Origin of the sequence: Pseudomonas sp. QS1027 (assembly GCF_002814235.1) — a bacterium.
Taxonomy (GTDB): domain Bacteria; phylum Pseudomonadota; class Gammaproteobacteria; order Pseudomonadales; family Pseudomonadaceae; genus Aquipseudomonas.
The window spans coordinates 99,585-116,136 of record NZ_PHSU01000004.1; the positions used below are offsets into that span (position 1 = coordinate 99,585).

The following is a 16,552-nucleotide window of genomic DNA, read 5'->3' on the forward strand; positions in this document are numbered from 1 at the left end:
GCGGGGTCGTGGCGCTGGAAGACGGGTGATCGATGTGACGACCTTTCTCGAATTCTTAGGCCTGGATGCTTCCGGCCTGCAAGGCTATGGCCCGCTGCTGCTGCATGGCGTGTGGGTCACCGCCCAGCTCTCGGCGCTGTCGCTGCTGGTGAGCATGATCCTGGGCTTGCTCGGTGCCACGGCCAGGTTGTCGCCGCTGCGGCTGCTCAATCTGCCGGCGACCCTCTACACCACGCTGGTGCGCGGTGTTCCGGACCTGGTGCTGATGCTGCTGATTTTCTACAGCCTGCAGGGCTGGCTCAGTCATCTGACCGAGGCCATGGGCTGGCCCTACCTGGAAATCGATCCCTTCGTGGCGGGTGTCGTGACGCTGGGCTTTATTTACGGCGCGTATTTCACCGAGACCTTTCGTGGCGCGATCCTGAGTGTTCCCCAGGGCCAGACCGAGGCCGCGACGGCTTATGGGCTCAGCGCCTGGCAGCGGTTTCGCTGTGTGGTCTTCCCGCAGATGATGCGTTTCGCCTTGCCGAGCCTGGGCAATAACTGGCTGGTTTTGCTCAAGGCCACGGCACTGGTGTCGATCATCGGCCTCGCCGATCTGGTCAAGGTCGCCCAGGACGCCGGTAAAAGCACCTTCAACATGATGTATTTCCTGGTGCTGGCGGCGCTGCTCTACCTGCTGATCACCAGCGCCTCGAACTACGTGCTGCGTTGCCTGGAGCGGCGTTTCAACCTCGGTGTGCGGGAGTCGGCGCGATGATCGAGTTGTTCCGGGAATACTGGCAACCCTTCCTGTTCACCGACGGCGAGGGCCTGACGGGCCTGGCCATGACCCTTTGGTTGTTGTGCGCGAGCATCGCCATCGGGTTTGTGCTGTCGTTGCCGTTGGCGTTGCTGCGGGTGTCGCGCAACCCGTTGCTGCGCTGGCCGGTGCAGGTCTTCACCTATGTCTTTCGCGGTACGCCGCTCTATATCCAGCTGTTGATCTGCTACAGCGGGGTCTACGGCATGGCGGTGGTTCGTGAGCAGCCCTTGCTGGAAGCTTTTTTCCGTGATGCTATGAATTGCACCTTGCTGGCGTTCGTGCTCAACACCTGTGCCTACACCGTGGAGATTTTCGCCGGGGCGATTCGCAGCATTCCCTATGGTGAGATCGAGGCGGCCCACGCCTATGGCCTGAGCGGCTGGCGCCTGGCCGTGCGTTTGATCCTGCCGTCGGCGTTGCGTCGGGCGCTGCCGTACTACGGCAATGAAGTGATCCTGATGTTGCATGCGACGTCGGTGGCGTTCACCGCGACCATCCCGGACATCCTCAAGGTCGCCCGGGACGCCAACTCCGCCACGTTCATGACCTTCCAGGCTTTCGGGATTGCCGGGCTGCTCTACCTGGGCTTGTCCTTCGGCCTGGTGGGTCTGTTCCGGCTGGCGGAACGGCGCTGGCTGGGTTTCCTCGGCCCGGCGCATTGACTGCACACACCGCACAACCCGTAGGAGCCGGCTTGCTGGCGATGAGGCCAGTGAGTCCAGCGTTGAATTCGAGGACGCCATCGCCAGCAAGCCGGCTCCTACAGGGACCGTGTTTCTCCCATTTTTCCAGGGTCGTGGCCCGGGAGTACTCCATGTACAAATTGAATATCGAAAACCTCTACAAACGCTTCGGCGATAACGAAGTCCTCAAGGGCGTATCGCTCCAGGCCCGCTCCGGCGATGTGGTGAGCATGATCGGCGCCAGCGGCTCGGGCAAAAGCACCATGTTGCGTTGCATCAACTTCCTCGAACGCGCCGACGAAGGTCGCATCGAGCTGGACGGCGAGTTGATCGCCACCCATCCGGCGCCGGGCGGCATGAAGGTCACCAGCCCGGCGCAGTTGCAGCGCCTGCATACCCGCCTGGCCATGGTGTTCCAGCATTTCAACCTGTGGAGCCACCTGACGGTACTGGAGAACATTGTCCTGGCGCCATGCCGGGTGCTGGGCGTGGCGCGCAAGGACGCCGAGGAGCGGGCCCGGGCCTATCTCGACAAGGTCGGCTTGCCCCAGCGGGTGGCCGGACAGCATCCGGCGTTTCTCTCCGGCGGTCAGCAGCAGCGGGTGGCGATTGCCCGGGCCCTGGCCATGGAGCCGCAGATCCTGCTGTTCGACGAGCCGACCTCGGCGCTGGACCCGGAACTGGTGGGCGAGGTCTTGAAAGTGATTCAGGCGTTGGCCGAGGAAGGTCGTACAATGCTCATGGTGACGCACGAGATGGGCTTTGCCCGGCAGGTCTCCAGCCAGGTGCTGTTCCTCCATCAAGGCCGGGTCGAAGAGCAGGGCAGTGCCCAGATGCTCGACGATCCGCAAAGCGAGCGTCTACAACAGTTTCTTTCTGGCCGTTTGAAGTGAGGCAAGCCATTTATGGCGGATGTTCGTGACCTGTCGATCGTCCTGGATCGCATCGACCAGGCAATTATCGAGGTGCTGCGCCACGATGGGCGTATCACTTATCAGAAGCTCTCCGAGCGTGTGCACCTGACCCCCCGGCCTTGCCTGGAACGGGTGCGCAAGCTGGAGCAGTTGGGTGTGATCCGCGGCTACGGGGCGATTATCGACGAGAAGAAACTCTCGGCGGGCTTGTCGCTGCTGGTGCTGGTGGCGTTGTCGAACCAGAGCGGGCGGGCGGCGCAGAAGGCTTTCGAGGCCAAGACCCGGGCCTGCCCGCAGGTGCTGGAGTGTCGCTTGATCAGCGGTGCGTTCGACTACAGCCTGCGCATGCGTTGCCGTGACATGGAGCATTACCGGGTCCTGACGGAAACCTGGCTGGAAGACCCGGAGCTGCATATCGACAAGCTGGTCAGCCACCCTGAGTTGGCCATGGTCAAGACCTCGATGGAATAGCGAATGGTGCCTGGCGGGGGACCGCGTTATAGTCCTTCGCGGCGGTGCGGCGTTCCGACAAGCTCCGCTCCCACAATGTCGGTGTCATGCTCAAAGTCGGCGTACAACCGAGATCCTGTGGGAGCGGAGCTTGCCCGCGAAGAGGCCCTAAAGAACGGCGCTGAATGTCACTCTTGTGAGGTGTTTCATCCGCTCGCCGATTCTGCTGCACCACGCAAATCTTTCAGCCGTTTCCAGCCTTCGCCCCCACCTTATCAACCGGGTTTTCTCCCGTCTCGAACAGACAATGAGCACCTCAACCCCTCATTGAATTCGTGCCCATGCAAACCACCCACACCGTCTTGATGGTTCGTCCGGCGAGCTTCGCCTTCAATCCCGATACCGCCGCCAACAACCGCTTCCAGCAGCAGGCCCTGCCCGACGAAAACGTCCAGCAGCAGGCGCTCGAGGAATTCGACCAGTATGTCGCGGCCTTGCGTGCGCACAATGTCGAGGTCCTGGTACACCACGACCGCGCCTTGCCCCATACCCCGGATTCGATCTTTCCCAACAACTGCTGGAGCAGCCACCCCGACGGCACCCTGGTGATCTATCCGATGCAAGGACATAACCGCCGCCTGGAGCGCAACAAGGGCGTGCTCGACTGGCTGCGTGAGCAGCATCAGGTGCTGCAGTGCGCGGATTTTTCCGGCCTGGAAGCCCAGGGCCTGTTTCTCGAAGGCACCGGCAGCATGGTCTTCGACCGCGAACAACGGATCTGCTACGCCGGCTATTCCACCCGCACCCATGCCGCGGCCTTGCAGCCGGTGCTCGATCACCTGGGCTACGAACTGTGCGCGTTCAATGCCGTGGACCGGGCCGGGGTGCCGATCTACCACACCAACGTGATGATGAGCGTCGGCCGACATCTGGCCGTGGCCTGCCTGCAGGCCGTCAGCGATCAGGCCGAGCGTGTTGGCCTGCAGCAGCGCCTGGAGTCCAGCGGCAAGGAAGTCCTGGCCCTGGACTGGAACCAGTTGGAGTCTTTCGCCGGCAATATGCTGGAAGTGCACAACCGCCGGGGCGAGCCGCTGCTGGTGATGTCGCGCACGGCCTGGGTGGCGCTCGATGCCGGGCAGCGACGACAAATCGAACGCCATGCCACGCCCTTGCCGGTCAAGATCGACACCATCGAACGGATTGGCGGCGGCAGTGCCCGCTGCATGTTGGCCGAAGTGTTCCTGCCCAGACATCCCACCACCGTGGAGTGCGCCCGATGATTGTCCGTCCTGCCCGCCTGTCCGACCTCCCGGCCTTGTTGTCCCTGGCACAAAGCGCCGGCGCCGGCCTGACCACATTGCCCGCCGACCCGCAGCGCCTGCAACATCGCCTGGAATGGGCGCAGAAAACCTTCGCCGGCATCGCCGAGCGGGGCGATGCCGACTACCTGTTCGTCCTTGAAGCCGCCGAAGGCGAAGTCGTGGGTATCTGCGCCCTGGCCGGCGCGGTCGGCCTGCGCGAACCCTGGTACAACTACCGGGTCGGTTTGCTGGTCGCTGCGTCGAAGAACCTGTCGATCAACCGGCATCTGCCGACCCTGTTCCTGGGCAACGACATGACCGGTCATTCCGAACTGTGCTCGCTGTTTCTCGGTGCCAGGCACCGTGAGGGCCTGAACGGCCGACTGCTGTCCAAGGCGCGCTTTTTGTTCCTCGCCGAATTCCGCGAATGCTTCGGCGACAAGGTGATCGCCGAGATGCGCGGCTACTCCGACGAGCAGGGCATCTCGCCGTTCTGGGAAGGCCTGGGGCGACACTTCTTCAAGATGGACTTTGCCGACGCCGACTTCCTCACCGGCCAGGGCAACAAGACCTTTATCGCTGAACTGATGCCCAAGTTCCCGCTGCCCACCTGCCTGCTGCCGAAAACCGCGCAGGCGGTGATCGGCCGGGTCCACCCCAATACCGAACCGGCGCTGGGCATGCTCAAGGCCGAAGGGTTCGGCTTCAAGGACTACGTCGACATCTTCGACGGCGGGCCGTTGATCGAGTGTGCCACCGATGAGATTCGCGCCGTGCGCGACAGCCAGGTGCTGGTGCTGAGTATCGGTACGCCCGGTGAGCAGGCGGAGCCCTACCTGATCCACAATCGCCAGTTCGCCGAGTGTCGGATTGCGGCGGCGCCGGCCCGGGTCGCCGCGGGAACCCTGGTGGTCGAGGCCCGGACCGCCAAGGCGCTTGGGCTGGAGGCGGGGGCTTCGGTGCGCGCCGTGACCCTGTCGGCGCGCCGCGTGCAACAGGCTGCCGCTTGACCGGTTCCTGCCCTGAAAACGCTTCGAATGCCCGGGGGAGTGAAAAAGGATCGCAAAGTCAGTGTTCTGGCTCGAAAAAACGGTAGAACTGTCATTTCTGACAGTTGTGGAACGCGGGGATGAGCGATTGAATACCCGGCAGCCCTGCCTGCCGGCGCGGCATGAAAGGGCGCCAATCCCAGGGAGGACCCGCTCATGATACTGGAGGAGCTGCGAGGCTATCGACTTGGCCCGGCGGGCGAAGCGGATTCGACGTTTGGGCAGTCGGGTATGGTCAGGTTGCAGTTCCCCGGGTGTCTGTCGAGCCTGGCCAATGACGTGGTGGCCTGTGCCGATGGCAAGGTCCTGGTGGCGCTCAAGGTAGGTTTTGCCGACGGTTGTCGTTTTGGCCTGGCACGACTGCATGAGGACGGCGCGCCAGACGCCTCCTTCGGTCACGGTGGTTTTGTCTCCGGCTGCTTCCAGGCCGGTGTCGAGGCCATGGCCAGCAGTGTGCAGTTGCTCGCCGATGGACGCATCCTGCTGTTCGGCCTGCACTACCTGGACCACGAGCATTCCTTGCCGGGCGTGGCGCGGTTCGACGCCAATGGGCGCCTGGACCCGACCTTCGGCGACCAGGGCGTGAAGGTGTTGCGTTTGCCCGGCGGCCTCGCCGAAGGCCCGCGGGACGGTTGGTTGCCGCCAGGGCTGCCGGGCGTCGAGGCCTGCGCGGGCGCGGTGCAGGAGGACGGCAAGATCCTGCTGATCGCCAATCACACCTACACCTTCGCCGACTATGTCGGACTATTGATCCGTCTTCAGCCCGACGGCACCCTGGACCCGACGTTCAACGGGCGTGGTTTTGTCGTGGTGCGGCATTTGTTGATGAACTCCTGGCTGAGCTGCGTCCGGGTCCAGGCCGACGGCAAGATCCTGGTGGGCGGCTCGGTGGACTTTCCCCAACTGGGACTGATGGTGCGCTACGAGGCCGACGGGCGTCTCGATCATGGCTTTGGCGACCTGGGATTTCTCTCGTTCGGTTTTGCCGGGGCCAGTTCCCTGGTGACGAAATTGGCTGCTGGCAACGACGGGCGACTGCTCTGTGTCGGCAACCGTTTCAGCCCCATGCGCGGTGCCTTGCAGGGGTTCAGCGCCCATGGCGGCACGGACTTCGGTTTTAACGATGCGGATGCGGCCCTGCTTGAGCTTGATACCCCGGGCAGCCTTTGGGCCGATCTCGTGGTCCAGCCCGACGGTTCGATTCTGGTGGCGGGCTCGACGGTAATGGGTTTTGGCTCGGACTTTGTGTTGGCGCGTTACCTGGCCGATGGGCAACTGGATCGGGACTTCGCCGCCGGGCGCGGCTGGGTGCGCACGAGCCTGGGTCACAGCCTGGATACGGTCACCAGCCTGGCCGTGCAAGACGATGGGCGGATCCTGGTGGCCGGCCATTCGTTGTTCGGTGGTTTCAGGGCGGTGGTGGTGCGCTACCGGGGCTGACCGTTGGGCTGCAATGTCCTGCTGACGCTGTGGCGGTGCCATAGTGAAGAGGGATCGGTTGCGGAGAACGAATCATGTGGCGACTCAAGGCGCTGGCCGGCGTGCTGTTGTTGCTGTCTTCCAACAGTTGGGCGGAAAACGTGCTCTATCGTACGCAACAGCCTGTCGAGTTGGGGGCGGCGCGAACCGAGGTGGCGTTGCGTTCTAGTAGCGGCGCGGGGAAGGGCGGTTTGCTTGCCTGGAAAGGGGCGCGGCCACTGGCGCTGGCGCTGTCCGGGATCTGGGCGCTCGAAGCACCGGCGGCCGGTTACCGGCTTTACCTGAATCTGCCGCCAAGCGTGCAACCCGATGACTCGGACCCGGGGTATCTCGGTGATGTGAGCTTCTATGGGGCCCCCGACCACTTCGATACCCAGCGCCCCAAAGAGGTGGCTTTCCTGCTCGACGAAACCCTTGCGCGTCTGCGCAAAGCCGGACGGTTGGCGGCGCTGCCCACCCTGACACTGATCCCCGTGGCCATCGAGGAGCAAGGCCGCAAGCCGAGGATCGAGGCAGTGTCGATCGTCGAGACTCCGCACTGATGTAAAAGTTCCATCTTTCGTTGAGGAATCTTCACTCGCTGCTAGTCTGACCTTGCTGTTGATTTGGGAAATCAATTAGTACTGTCAAGGAGCGAAGTATGACTATCAGTCGAAGGAAATTGCTGCAAGCGGGTGCGTTGGGCGGTGGGATGGCAATGTTGCCGCTGGGCTTGATGCAAAAAGCCTGGGCGGGTTCAACCCAGGCTCTGGTGCGTTATAACGTGCTCTCCCCGGAAGGGGACAAGATGTTAAGGATCTACGCCGCCGCTGTGAAGAAGATGATGGCCAAGCCGACTACTGATCCGTTGTCCTGGACGTTTCAGTGGTACACCCACGCAATGCCCTCCAAGTATCCGAAAGCACAGACCATCACCGAGGTCTTCGGCAGTGGCAGCAGCCCTCAGAAAGCCTTGGCCCAGTCCATGTGGTGGACCTGCGAGCCCCACTCCAGTGGCAACAACGACGCTTTCCTGCCCTGGCACCGGATGTATGTCCTGTATTTCGAGCAGATCATTCGTGAAGTGTCGGGAGAGCCGAAATTTACCCTTCCGTTCTGGGACTACACCGGGCCTTACAGTGCCGCCGGCAACAATTACAGCGTGATGCCCAAGCAGTTCCTGCTCAAGGATGACCCGGTGTTCGGTTCGCTCTATCGCCCGGACCGCAACCCCAATTCGAATGCCGGCAAGCCGGTGGTCAACAATGGTTCGCCGCTCGATCTGTCTTGCATGAAGTGGTCGGACTACAGCGGAAAGTTCGGTTTCTGCAACAACATCGACAACAACCCACACGGCAGCCTTCACGGTGACGTGGGCAACAGCCTGGGGATGGGCGCGGTTCCATGGGCGGCCTACGACCCGGTCTTCTGGGTTCACCACGCCAATATCGATCGCATCTGGGCCGGCTGGAACCGAAGCGGCGGGAAAAATCCGAGCGATAGCAAGTTCCTCAGTGAGTCCTGGGTGTTTGCCGACAAGGCGGGCAAGGCCGTGACCACCAAGGTCAGCCAGGTGCTCGATACGACAACCTGCCCGTACCCCTACATCTATTCGGAATATCCGCAGCGACCCAAGGCAAGCCTGCAGTTCACCACGACGCAGAAGAAATTCCAGTTGCAGGCGCAAAGCCTGGTGGCCGCCGCACCGTCCGCCACAGCGAATGCCATCAGTCTGGGTGGCAAGGCGACGACGGTGGCCCTGGTGACCCACTCGCTCAGTACCAGCACCAACGCCGCGCAACCGGCGGCCCGCACCTTTGCCTTGCAATTGAAGGCCCAGCCGGCGATCCGTGAATATGCCTTGTCGTTCGAGGCGATTGCGGCCGACAGCGAACCTGGCAACAGCTATGACGTGTATCTGGGACTGCCGGCAGGTGCCGCGCCGGATCCTGAGTACCGGGTGGGTTCCATCAGCATGTTCGGAGTGGGTAACCAGGCGATGCATGGTGGTCATCATGCCGGGTCGAAAGACGTGGCCTTCCTGGTCAGCGAACAGATGCAGAAACTGCTCAAGGTCGGCACCCTCACCGATGCGCCTGCGGTCACGTTGGTGCCGGTGGGCGATCCCAACCCTGGGTCGGCGCCGACGATCGGTAATATCTCGCTGCAAACACTGTGAGCTTTTCTGTAGGAGCGAGCTTGCTCGCTCCTACAGGAGGCATCAGTCACGCAACTGCGGCCGGTCCCTGAACTGTTCCAGTGCCTCGGGATTGGCCAGGGCATCGGTGTTTTTCACCGCCTGCCCGTGCACCACGTTACGCACCGCCAGTTCCACGATCTTGCCGCTGAGGGTCCGCGGGATGTCCGTGACCGCGAGGATCTTCGCCGGTACATGCCGAGGCGTGGTGTTGGCGCGGATCACCTGGCGGATCTGTTGCTCCAGGGCCTCGTCCAGTTCGACGCCATCGCGCAGGCGGACGAACAGCACCACCCGCACATCGCTCTGCCATTGCTGGCCGATGGCGATGCTCTCCAGCACCTGTTCAACCTTTTCCACCTGCCGATAGATTTCCGCCGTGCCGATACGCACGCCGCCGGGGTTGAGCACAGCGTCGGAACGGCCGTGGATCACCATCCCGCCGTCGGCGAATTCCTCGGCATAGTCGCCCTGGGCCCAGACTCCGGGAAACTGGCTGAAGTAGGAGGCCTTGAGCTTCTCGCCCCGGGGGTCGTTCCACAAACCCACCGGTATGGCCGGAAAGTGCCGGGTACAGACCAGCTCGCCTTTGGCATCGAGCACCGGCTGGCCGTTATCGTCCCAGACCTCCACCGCCATGCCCAGGCTCTTGCTCTGCATCCGCCCGCGCACCACGGGCAGTGTCGGGTTGCCGCTGACGAAGCAGGAAACGATATCGGTGCCGCCGGACATGGAGGACAGGCAGAGTTCCTCCTTGATCTGCCGATAGACGTAGTCGTAGCTGCGCAGCGACAACGGCGAGCCGGTGCACAGCAGGGTTTTCAGGCTGTCCAGGCGATGGCTCTGGCGTGGGGCGAGCCCGGCGTCCTCCAGGGCGGCGAGGTACTTGGGGCTGGTGCCGAAGGCGCTGATGCCTTCGCTGTCGATCAGGTCCAGCAGGCGTTGCGGGCCGGGGTGAAACGGCGAGCCGTCGTAGAGCACCAGGGTGGCGCCGACCGCGAGGCCCGAGACCAGCCAGTTCCACATCATCCAGCCGCAGGTGGTGTAGTAGAACAGGCAGTCGTCGCGCCCGAGATCGACATGCAGACCGTGTTCCTTGAGGTGTTGCAGCAAGACCCCGCCGGTGCTGTGGACGATGCACTTGGGCACCCCGGTGGTGCCGCTGGAATAGAGGATGTAGAGCGGATGAGCGAACGGCACCGGGGTGAATTCGGGATCGCCGCCGGCCTGGTAGAAGTTGTTCCATAGCGCCACGTTGGCCTGGGTACGGAAGTCTTCGACGCGCGCTTCGGGACGGGCGTAAGGGACGATCACCAGTTGTTGCAAGCCGGGCAGGCGTTCGAGGATTTCGTTGAGCTTGGCGGTCTGGTCGATCAGTTTGCCGGCATAACGATAGCCGGCGCAGGTGATCAACACCTTGGGTTCGATCTGGCCGAAGCGGTCGATCACGCCCTGGGTGCCGAAGTCCGGTGAGGAGCAGGACCAGATCGCACCGAGGCTGGTGGTGGCGAGCATGCCCACCAGGGTTTGCCAGGTGTTGGGCATGCAGGCCGCGACCCGGTCGCCAATACCGACGCCGGCGGCCCGCAGGCTTTTTTGCAAGCCCGCGACCTGGGCCGCGAGTTCGCCGTGGGTCAGGGTTTCCCGGCGTCCGTCTTCGCTGACCGCGACTACGGCCAGGTGCTCGTCACGGCGGCGCAGCAGGTGTTCGGCGAAGTTCAGGGTGGCGCCCGGGAACCACTCGGCACTGGGCATCTGCGGGCCTTCGCGCAATACCGCGCTGGCCGGGCTGTGGAATTCGACGTCGAAGAAATCGACGATGGCCTGCCAGAAATCCTCCCGGCGCTCGATGCTGAAGCGGTGCAGGGTGGGGTAGTCGTCCAGTTGCAGGTCGTGGCGATGATTGACGAAGCGCCGGAACGCTTCGATCCGGGTCTTGCTGACACGCTCGGCGTCGGGGCGCCAGAGGACTTCGGCCATGGTCTTTCCTTTGTTGTTTTTCTGCACACAACCTTTATTGACACCCGCAGCCCTGTAGGAGCCGGCTTGCTGGCGATGAGGCCAGTGAATCCAGCGTTGAATTCACGGACGCCATCGCCAGCAAGCCAGCTCCTACAGGTGGGGTGGTGCTCTCAGGAGCTCATGTCAGGCAATCAACTATTGTGCCAACCAGCCCCCGTCGATATTCCATGCTGCGCCGCGCACCTGACTACCGGCCTCGCTGCACAGGAACAGCACCAACTCGCCCAGGTGCGCCGGGGTGACAAACTCCAGCGACGGCTGTTTCTCCGCCAACAGATCGTGTTGCGCCTGTTGCGGATCGACCCCGCCGGCGGCGCGGTCGTCGATCTGTTTCTGCACCAGCGGGGTGAGCACCCAACCCGGGCAGATGGCATTGCAGGTGACATTGCTGGTGGCGGTTTCCAGGCCCACCACCTTGGTCAGGCCGATCACCCCGTGCTTGGCCGCGACATAGGCCGACTTGCCCACGGAACCGACCTGGCCATGCACCGAGGCGATATTGACGATCCGCCCCCAGCCCTTGGCGCGCATTCCCGGCAGCGCCAGGCGCGTGCTGTGGAACACCGACGACAGGTTGATGGCGATAATCGCATCCCAACGCTCCACCGGGAACTCCTCCACCGTGGCGACATGCTGGATACCGGCATTGTTGACCAGGATATCCACCCCGCCGAACTCGCGCTCGGCGTAGGCGAACATCTCGGCGATCTGCGCCGGGTCGCTGACATCGGCCGGGTGATGGCCGACCCGACCGCCAAACTGCTCGACCTCGGCGATCACCGCATTGGCGTCGCCGAAACCGTTGAGTACCACGTTGGCCCCGGCCCGGGCCAGACCCAGGGCGATACCCAGGCCGATGCCGCTGGTGGAGCCGGTGACCAGGGCGGTTTTACCTTTGAGACTCATAGTCGATTCCTCACACGATGCCGGTGGCATAGAAGGTTGCGATCACCACGAAGACCGCTGCGGTCTTGATCAGGGTAATGCAGAAAATATCTTTATAGGCTTCCCGGTGGGTCAGCCCGGTGACGGCCAGCAGGGTGATCACCGCGCCGTTGTGGGGCAGGGTGTCCATGCCGCCGCTGGCCATGGCCGCGACCCGGTGCAGGACTTCCAGCGGGATATTCGCGGCGTGGGCGGCGCTGATGAAGCTGTCGGACATCGCCGCCAGGGCGATGCTCATGCCGCCGGAAGCGGAACCGGTGATCCCCGCCAGCAGGGTGACGGTGATGGCCTCGTTGACCAGCGGATTGGGAATGCTCTTGAGCCAGTCGGCCAGCACCAGGAAGCCCGGCAGCGAGGCGATGACCGCGCCGAAGCCGTATTCCGAGGCCGTGTTCATCGCTGCCAGCAGGGCACCGCTCACCGCGCTTTTACTGCCTTCGGCCAGCTTGCCGCGAAGGGTCCGGAAGCCGAAGATCAGCACCATGATGATGCCCACCAACAGAGCGGCCTGCACCGCCCAGATGGCGGTGATCTTGGCGATATCGGTCTGGACCGGCGTGGCCATGCCCGCCAGGCTGAGGGTGTGGGTCTTGCCGTACCAGAGCGGAATCCACTGGGTGAACAGCAGGTTCATGATGCCTACCAGCAACAGCGGCGAGAGGGCGATCCAGGGGTTGGGCAGGCGGATGTCTTCGGCGGTTTCCGGTTCGTTGCGCAGTTCGGTGCCATAGCCTTCGCCGGCGTGCTGGGCCTTGTTGCGCTGGCGTTGGAGGAACAGCATGCCGGCGCAGAACACGAAGATCGTACCGATCAGTCCCAGCCAGGGCGCGGCCCAGGCAGTGGTATTGAAGAAGGTGCTGGGAATGATGTTCTGGATCTGCGGCGTGCCGGGCAGGGCGTCCATGGTGAAGGAGAACGCGCCGAGGGCAATGGTCGCCGGCATCAGGCGCTTGGGGATATTGCTCTGGCGGAACATCTCGGCGGCGAAGGGATAGACCGCGAACACCACCACGAACAGCGAGACGCCGCCGTAGGTGAGCAGGGCGCAGACCAGCACGATCACCAGCATTGCCTGGCGGGTGCCGAACAGGTGAATGGCAGCGGCGACGATGGAGCGCGAGAAACCGGACAGCTCGATCAGCTTGCCGAACACGGCGCCGAGCAGGAAGACCGGGAAGTAGAGTTTGACGAAGCCGACCATTTTTTCCATGAACACCCCAGTGAAGGCGGGGGCGACGGCGGAAGGGTCGGTGAGCAGGACGGCGCCGAGGGCGGCGATGGGGGCAAACAGGATGACGCTGTAGCCACGGTAGGCAGCCAGCATCAGTAATGCCAGCGCCGCGAGGGCGATGATCACACTCATGGTGTGTCTCCAATTGTTATTTTTGTAGGTTAGGTCTGAATCTCCTGTGGGGTTTGCGAGTTTTGTGCCATTTATTTAAGTCGTTGAAATAAAAGGGATTTATTGTTTTTTATAAAGGTATTTCATGAGCCTGTCTCTGAAGTGAGACGATCTGCCTCTCGAATCGATCATGAGAGTGTTCCCCATGATCAGGGTCGCTGATTTCCTGTGGGAGCGGAGCTTGCCCGCGAATGCAGGCGACGCGGTCTTTCAGGGAGACCGCGTTATCGTTCTTCGCGGGCAAGCTCCGCTCCCACAGGAGAGTGTCTCCATATTGGGAATTGTGTCTCGCTATTGAGAATGCGAGAGACCCAAGGCAAGCATTTTCTTGTACAGGGTCGATCTTCCCAGGCCCAGCCTGCTCGCGGCGTCTTCTACTTTTCCGGCACATTGCGCCAACGTCGCTTCAATCAATTGCCGATCAAAACGCTCACGGGCCGCGCTGAACGTCTCGTTGCCCAGCGGTTCCATGGCCCGTACCGGCGGCCGCTCCAACGCCTTGAACGTGCCAATCGCCCCACCAATATCGGCCGCACTCAACACCTGCGCGTCACTCAACAGCGCCGCCCGCTCCAGCACATTGCGCAACTCGCGGACATTCCCCGGCCAGGCGTGCCGGCCCAGCAACTCCAGGGCCTCGGCTGCCAGCTCATGATGACTGCGCAGCTCTTCGAGAATCGCTTCGCTCAACGCCGGCAAATCTTCCAGACGCTCACGCAAAGGCGGTACCTGAATCGGCAAGACATTGAGCCGGTAATACAGATCCGCGCGAAACTCGCCGCGCTGGATAGCCGCCTCCAGATCGGTGGACGTAGCGGCGATCACCCGCACATCGCTGCGCAGCACCTCGTTGGAGCCCACCGGCTCGAACTCCTTCTCCTGCAACACCCGCAACAACTTGCTTTGCAGCGGCAGCGGCATATCGCCGATCTCATCGAGAAACAGCGTGCCGCCCTGGGCGATCTGCAACTTGCCGGGCCGACCCTTGCGATCGGCGCCAGTGAAAGCCCCAGGCGCGGTGCCAAAGAACTCGGCCTCCAGCAAAGTCTCCGGAATCGCCGCGCTGTTGATGCTGACAAAGGCCTTGTGCGCCCGAGGCGAAGCACTGTGGATGGCCTGGGCGAGCAGTTCCTTGCCGGTGCCGGTTTCCCCCAGCAGCAGGACCGGTGAGTCGCTGCTGGCGCCACGCCGGGCCCGGCGCTTGACCTCCAGGCTGGCGGCGCTGGTGCCGATAAAATGGGCGAAGTTGTATTTGGTCTGCCGCGAGCGCAGCAGCGAACGGGTCGAGGCCAGCTCGGCCTGCATGCCCTGGTAGCGCTTGAGCACGGGCGACAGGCTATGCAACTCGTCGAACAGGGCGAAGCCGATGGCGCCGATCACCGTCCCGGCGGCGTCGTGGATCGGCAGGCGCATGACCACCAGGGGTTCCTTGGGCGTGTCCTGCAAATCCAGCAGGATCGGCTGGCCGGTGCGTACCACCTCGCGCAGCAGGCTGCTCGGAATCACGCTCTCGCAAGGGCGGCCGATGGCTTCGCTGGCATTGGCCAGGCCGAAACGGCGGGCATAACGCTCGTTCATCCAGACGATATTGGCATCACGGTCGACGATCACTGTGCCTTCGCTGGATTGCTCGATGATTTCGAACAGCGAACGAATCGCCAGCAGGCGAACCTGCTGGTAGTCCTTGAGGCTTTCAGTGTCGGTCATGGCAGGTTCGTCCATTGCCGGCAAGGCGGCGATCGATCAGGTCGGGGTCAGCAGGGTAGCGGCGAGCAGTTCCCGAGTATAGGGATGCTGCGGCGCATCGAACACCGCGCAGGTAGCGCCGCGCTCGACCACCTGGCCGTCCTTGATCACGATCAGGTCATGGGCCAGGGCGCGTACCACCGACAGGTCATGGCTGATGAACAGGTAGGTCAGGCCGTGTTTTTCCTGGAGATCGCGGAGCAGGGCGACCACCTGTTTCTGTACCGTGCGGTCCAGCGCCGAGGTCGGTTCGTCCAGCAGGATCAGCGCCGGCTTGAGCACCAGGGCGCGGGCAATGGCGATGCGCTGGCGCTGGCCACCGGAAAACTCGTGGGGATAGCGGTGGCGGCTTTGCGGATCGAGACCGACTTCCTCCAGCGCGCGGATCACCAGGGCGTCGCATTCGGCGGGGGTGTTGGCGCAGTGCACCTCCAGGCCTTCGCTGATGATCTGCGCCACCGACATGCGCGGGCTGAGGCTGCCGAACGGGTCCTGGAAGACCACCTGCATCTGTTTGCGCCAGGGCCGCAGCTGTTTCTGGTTCAGGCCGTCGAGGGCCGTGCCCTGGAAACGGATGCTGCCCTTGGAATCGAGCAGACGCAGGATCGCCTGGCCGAGGGTCGACTTGCCGGAACCGGACTCGCCGACAATCCCCAGGGTCTTGCCGCGCTGCACGCTGAGGCTGATGCCGTCCACCGCCTGCAGGTATTCCTTGCGCTGGAACAGCCCGCCACCGACCTGGAAGCGCACACGCATATCCTCGGCCTGCAAGACTACCTCGTTGTCGTCCAGCGGCAGTGGCTGGCCCGCCGGCTCGGCGTCCAGCAGCACGCGGCTGTAGGGATGCGCGGGGTGGTTGAACAGGGTTTCGCAGTCCGCCTGCTCGACAATTTCCCCGGCCTTCATCACGCAGACCCGCTGGGCGATGCTGCGCACCAGGTTGAGGTCGTGGCTGATCAGCAGCAGCGACATGCCCAGGCGCTGTTGCAGGGACTTGAGCAGTAGCAGGATCTTGCGCTGCACCGTCACATCGAGGGCGGTGGTCGGTTCGTCGGCGATCAGCAACTCCGGCTCGCAGGCCAGGGCCATGGCGATCATCACTCGCTGGCGTTGCCCGCCGGACAGTTGATGGGGATAGGCCTTGAGACGCTCCCGCGGTTTCTGGATGCCCACCAGTTCCAGCAATTCGAGAATCCGTGCCTGGGCCGCCTTGCCGCCCATGCCCTTGTGCAGCAGCAGGGTTTCGCCGATCTGCTTTTCCACGCTGTGCAGCGGGTTGAGGGAGGTCATCGGCTCCTGGAAGATCATCGCGATGCGGTCGCCACGGATGCTGCGCAAGGTACCGTCGTCGGCCCCCAGCAGTTCCTGGCCGCGATAACGCACGCTGCCGTCGGCCTGGCAGCCGCTGCGCGGGAGCAGTTGCAGGATCGAGTGCGCGGTGACCGATTTGCCCGAGCCGGACTCGCCCACCAGGGCCAGGCATTCGCCGGCGCGGATATCCAGGCACAGGTTGCGCACCGCCGGATGGCCGTTGAAGGCGACGTTGAGCTGGCGGATTTCAATCAGGTTGTCGGTCATCG

14 protein-coding genes are annotated in these 16,552 nt (G+C 63.2%); 9 read left to right on the plus strand and 5 right to left on the minus strand.

Annotated elements, in window-relative coordinates; all coding sequences use genetic code 11:
- Positions 1 to 34 precede the first annotated feature (34 nt).
- From CWE01_RS04280 to CWE01_RS04320, 9 genes are all read left to right on the plus strand, one after another.
- The gene (locus CWE01_RS04280; RefSeq protein ID WP_100939541.1) at positions 35 to 760 is read left to right on the plus strand and encodes an ABC transporter permease; all 726 of its coding nucleotides are present in this window, start codon (positions 35 to 37) and stop codon (positions 758 to 760) included.
- Complete coding sequence (locus CWE01_RS04285; protein WP_100939291.1) at positions 757 to 1,467, plus strand: ABC transporter permease; 711 nt, start codon at positions 757 to 759, stop codon at positions 1,465 to 1,467. The genes CWE01_RS04280 and CWE01_RS04285 overlap by 4 nt, the downstream gene beginning before the upstream one ends.
- A 152-nt stretch (positions 1,468 to 1,619) precedes the next feature.
- Positions 1,620 to 2,381, plus strand: a complete 762-nt coding sequence (locus tag CWE01_RS04290) for an ABC transporter ATP-binding protein (protein ID WP_100939292.1) — start codon at positions 1,620 to 1,622, stop codon at positions 2,379 to 2,381.
- Between the two features lie 12 nt (positions 2,382 to 2,393).
- Complete coding sequence (locus CWE01_RS04295; protein WP_100939293.1) at positions 2,394 to 2,873, plus strand: Lrp/AsnC family transcriptional regulator; 480 nt, start codon at positions 2,394 to 2,396, stop codon at positions 2,871 to 2,873.
- A gap of 320 nt (positions 2,874 to 3,193) precedes the next feature.
- The gene (gene ctlX, locus CWE01_RS04300; RefSeq protein ID WP_100939294.1) at positions 3,194 to 4,132 is read left to right on the plus strand and encodes a citrulline utilization hydrolase CtlX; all 939 of its coding nucleotides are present in this window, start codon (positions 3,194 to 3,196) and stop codon (positions 4,130 to 4,132) included.
- Entirely contained in the window at positions 4,129 to 5,163 is a 1,035-nt protein-coding gene (gene astA, locus CWE01_RS04305) for an arginine N-succinyltransferase (RefSeq protein ID WP_100939295.1), read from the plus strand. The genes ctlX and astA overlap by 4 nt, the downstream gene beginning before the upstream one ends.
- Positions 5,164 to 5,358: 195 nt before the next feature.
- A complete protein-coding gene (locus CWE01_RS04310) occupies positions 5,359 to 6,642 on the plus strand; it encodes a hypothetical protein (protein ID WP_100939296.1) in 1,284 nt (427 codons plus the stop codon).
- 74 nt (positions 6,643 to 6,716) lie between these two features.
- Positions 6,717 to 7,223 carry a hypothetical protein gene (locus CWE01_RS04315; RefSeq protein ID WP_100939297.1) on the plus strand — a complete coding sequence of 169 codons (507 nt, stop codon included), beginning with the start codon at positions 6,717 to 6,719 and terminating at the stop codon, positions 7,221 to 7,223.
- Positions 7,224 to 7,321: 98 nt separating this feature from the next.
- Complete coding sequence (locus CWE01_RS04320) at positions 7,322 to 8,839, plus strand: tyrosinase family protein (RefSeq protein WP_100939298.1); 1,518 nt, start codon at positions 7,322 to 7,324, stop codon at positions 8,837 to 8,839.
- A gap of 42 nt (positions 8,840 to 8,881) precedes the next feature.
- Here CWE01_RS04320 and CWE01_RS04325 read toward each other — a convergent pair whose 3' ends face one another.
- The 5 genes from CWE01_RS04325 to CWE01_RS04345 all read right to left on the minus strand — a co-directional run bounded on the left by CWE01_RS04325 (position 8,882) and on the right by CWE01_RS04345 (position 16,550).
- Positions 8,882 to 10,837, minus strand: a complete 1,956-nt coding sequence (locus CWE01_RS04325) for an acetoacetate--CoA ligase (protein WP_100939299.1) — start codon at positions 10,835 to 10,837, stop codon at positions 8,882 to 8,884.
- Between the two features lie 177 nt (positions 10,838 to 11,014).
- Entirely contained in the window at positions 11,015 to 11,785 is a 771-nt protein-coding gene (gene hbdH / locus CWE01_RS04330; RefSeq protein WP_100939300.1) for a 3-hydroxybutyrate dehydrogenase, read from the minus strand.
- A 10-nt stretch (positions 11,786 to 11,795) separates the two neighbouring features.
- Positions 11,796 to 13,187, minus strand: coding sequence for a GntP family permease (locus tag CWE01_RS04335; protein WP_100939301.1), 1,392 nt, complete (start codon positions 13,185 to 13,187; stop codon positions 11,796 to 11,798).
- A 330-nt stretch (positions 13,188 to 13,517) separates the two neighbouring features.
- Positions 13,518 to 14,933, minus strand: a complete 1,416-nt coding sequence (locus CWE01_RS04340) for a sigma-54-dependent Fis family transcriptional regulator (RefSeq protein WP_100939302.1) — start codon at positions 14,931 to 14,933, stop codon at positions 13,518 to 13,520.
- A 36-nt stretch (positions 14,934 to 14,969) separates the two neighbouring features.
- Positions 14,970 to 16,550 carry an ABC transporter ATP-binding protein gene (locus tag CWE01_RS04345; RefSeq protein WP_100939303.1) on the minus strand — a complete coding sequence of 527 codons (1,581 nt, stop codon included), beginning with the start codon at positions 16,548 to 16,550 and terminating at the stop codon, positions 14,970 to 14,972.
- Positions 16,551 to 16,552: the final 2 nt, after the last annotated feature.

Excerpts from the sequence above, each read along its gene's own strand:
- CWE01_RS04285 (WP_100939291.1), top strand. The coding sequence starts at position 757 with ATGATCGAGTTGTTCCGGGAATACTGGCAACCCTTCCTGTTCACCGAC.
- CWE01_RS04290 (WP_100939292.1), top strand. The coding sequence starts at position 1,620 with ATGTACAAATTGAATATCGAAAACCTCTACAAACGCTTCGGCGATAAC.
- CWE01_RS04295 (WP_100939293.1), top strand. The coding sequence starts at position 2,394 with ATGGCGGATGTTCGTGACCTGTCGATCGTCCTGGATCGCATCGACCAG.
- ctlX (WP_100939294.1), top strand. The coding sequence starts at position 3,194 with ATGCAAACCACCCACACCGTCTTGATGGTTCGTCCGGCGAGCTTCGCC.
- astA (WP_100939295.1), top strand. The coding sequence starts at position 4,129 with ATGATTGTCCGTCCTGCCCGCCTGTCCGACCTCCCGGCCTTGTTGTCC.
- CWE01_RS04310 (WP_100939296.1), top strand. The coding sequence starts at position 5,359 with ATGATACTGGAGGAGCTGCGAGGCTATCGACTTGGCCCGGCGGGCGAA.
- CWE01_RS04315 (WP_100939297.1), top strand. The coding sequence starts at position 6,717 with ATGTGGCGACTCAAGGCGCTGGCCGGCGTGCTGTTGTTGCTGTCTTCC.
- CWE01_RS04320 (WP_100939298.1), top strand. The coding sequence starts at position 7,322 with ATGACTATCAGTCGAAGGAAATTGCTGCAAGCGGGTGCGTTGGGCGGT.
- CWE01_RS04325 (WP_100939299.1), bottom strand. The coding sequence starts at position 10,837 with ATGGCCGAAGTCCTCTGGCGCCCCGACGCCGAGCGTGTCAGCAAGACC.
- hbdH (WP_100939300.1), bottom strand. The coding sequence starts at position 11,785 with ATGAGTCTCAAAGGTAAAACCGCCCTGGTCACCGGCTCCACCAGCGGC.
- CWE01_RS04335 (WP_100939301.1), bottom strand. The coding sequence starts at position 13,187 with ATGAGTGTGATCATCGCCCTCGCGGCGCTGGCATTACTGATGCTGGCT.
- CWE01_RS04340 (WP_100939302.1), bottom strand. The coding sequence starts at position 14,933 with ATGACCGACACTGAAAGCCTCAAGGACTACCAGCAGGTTCGCCTGCTG.
- CWE01_RS04345 (WP_100939303.1), bottom strand. The coding sequence starts at position 16,550 with ATGACCGACAACCTGATTGAAATCCGCCAGCTCAACGTCGCCTTCAAC.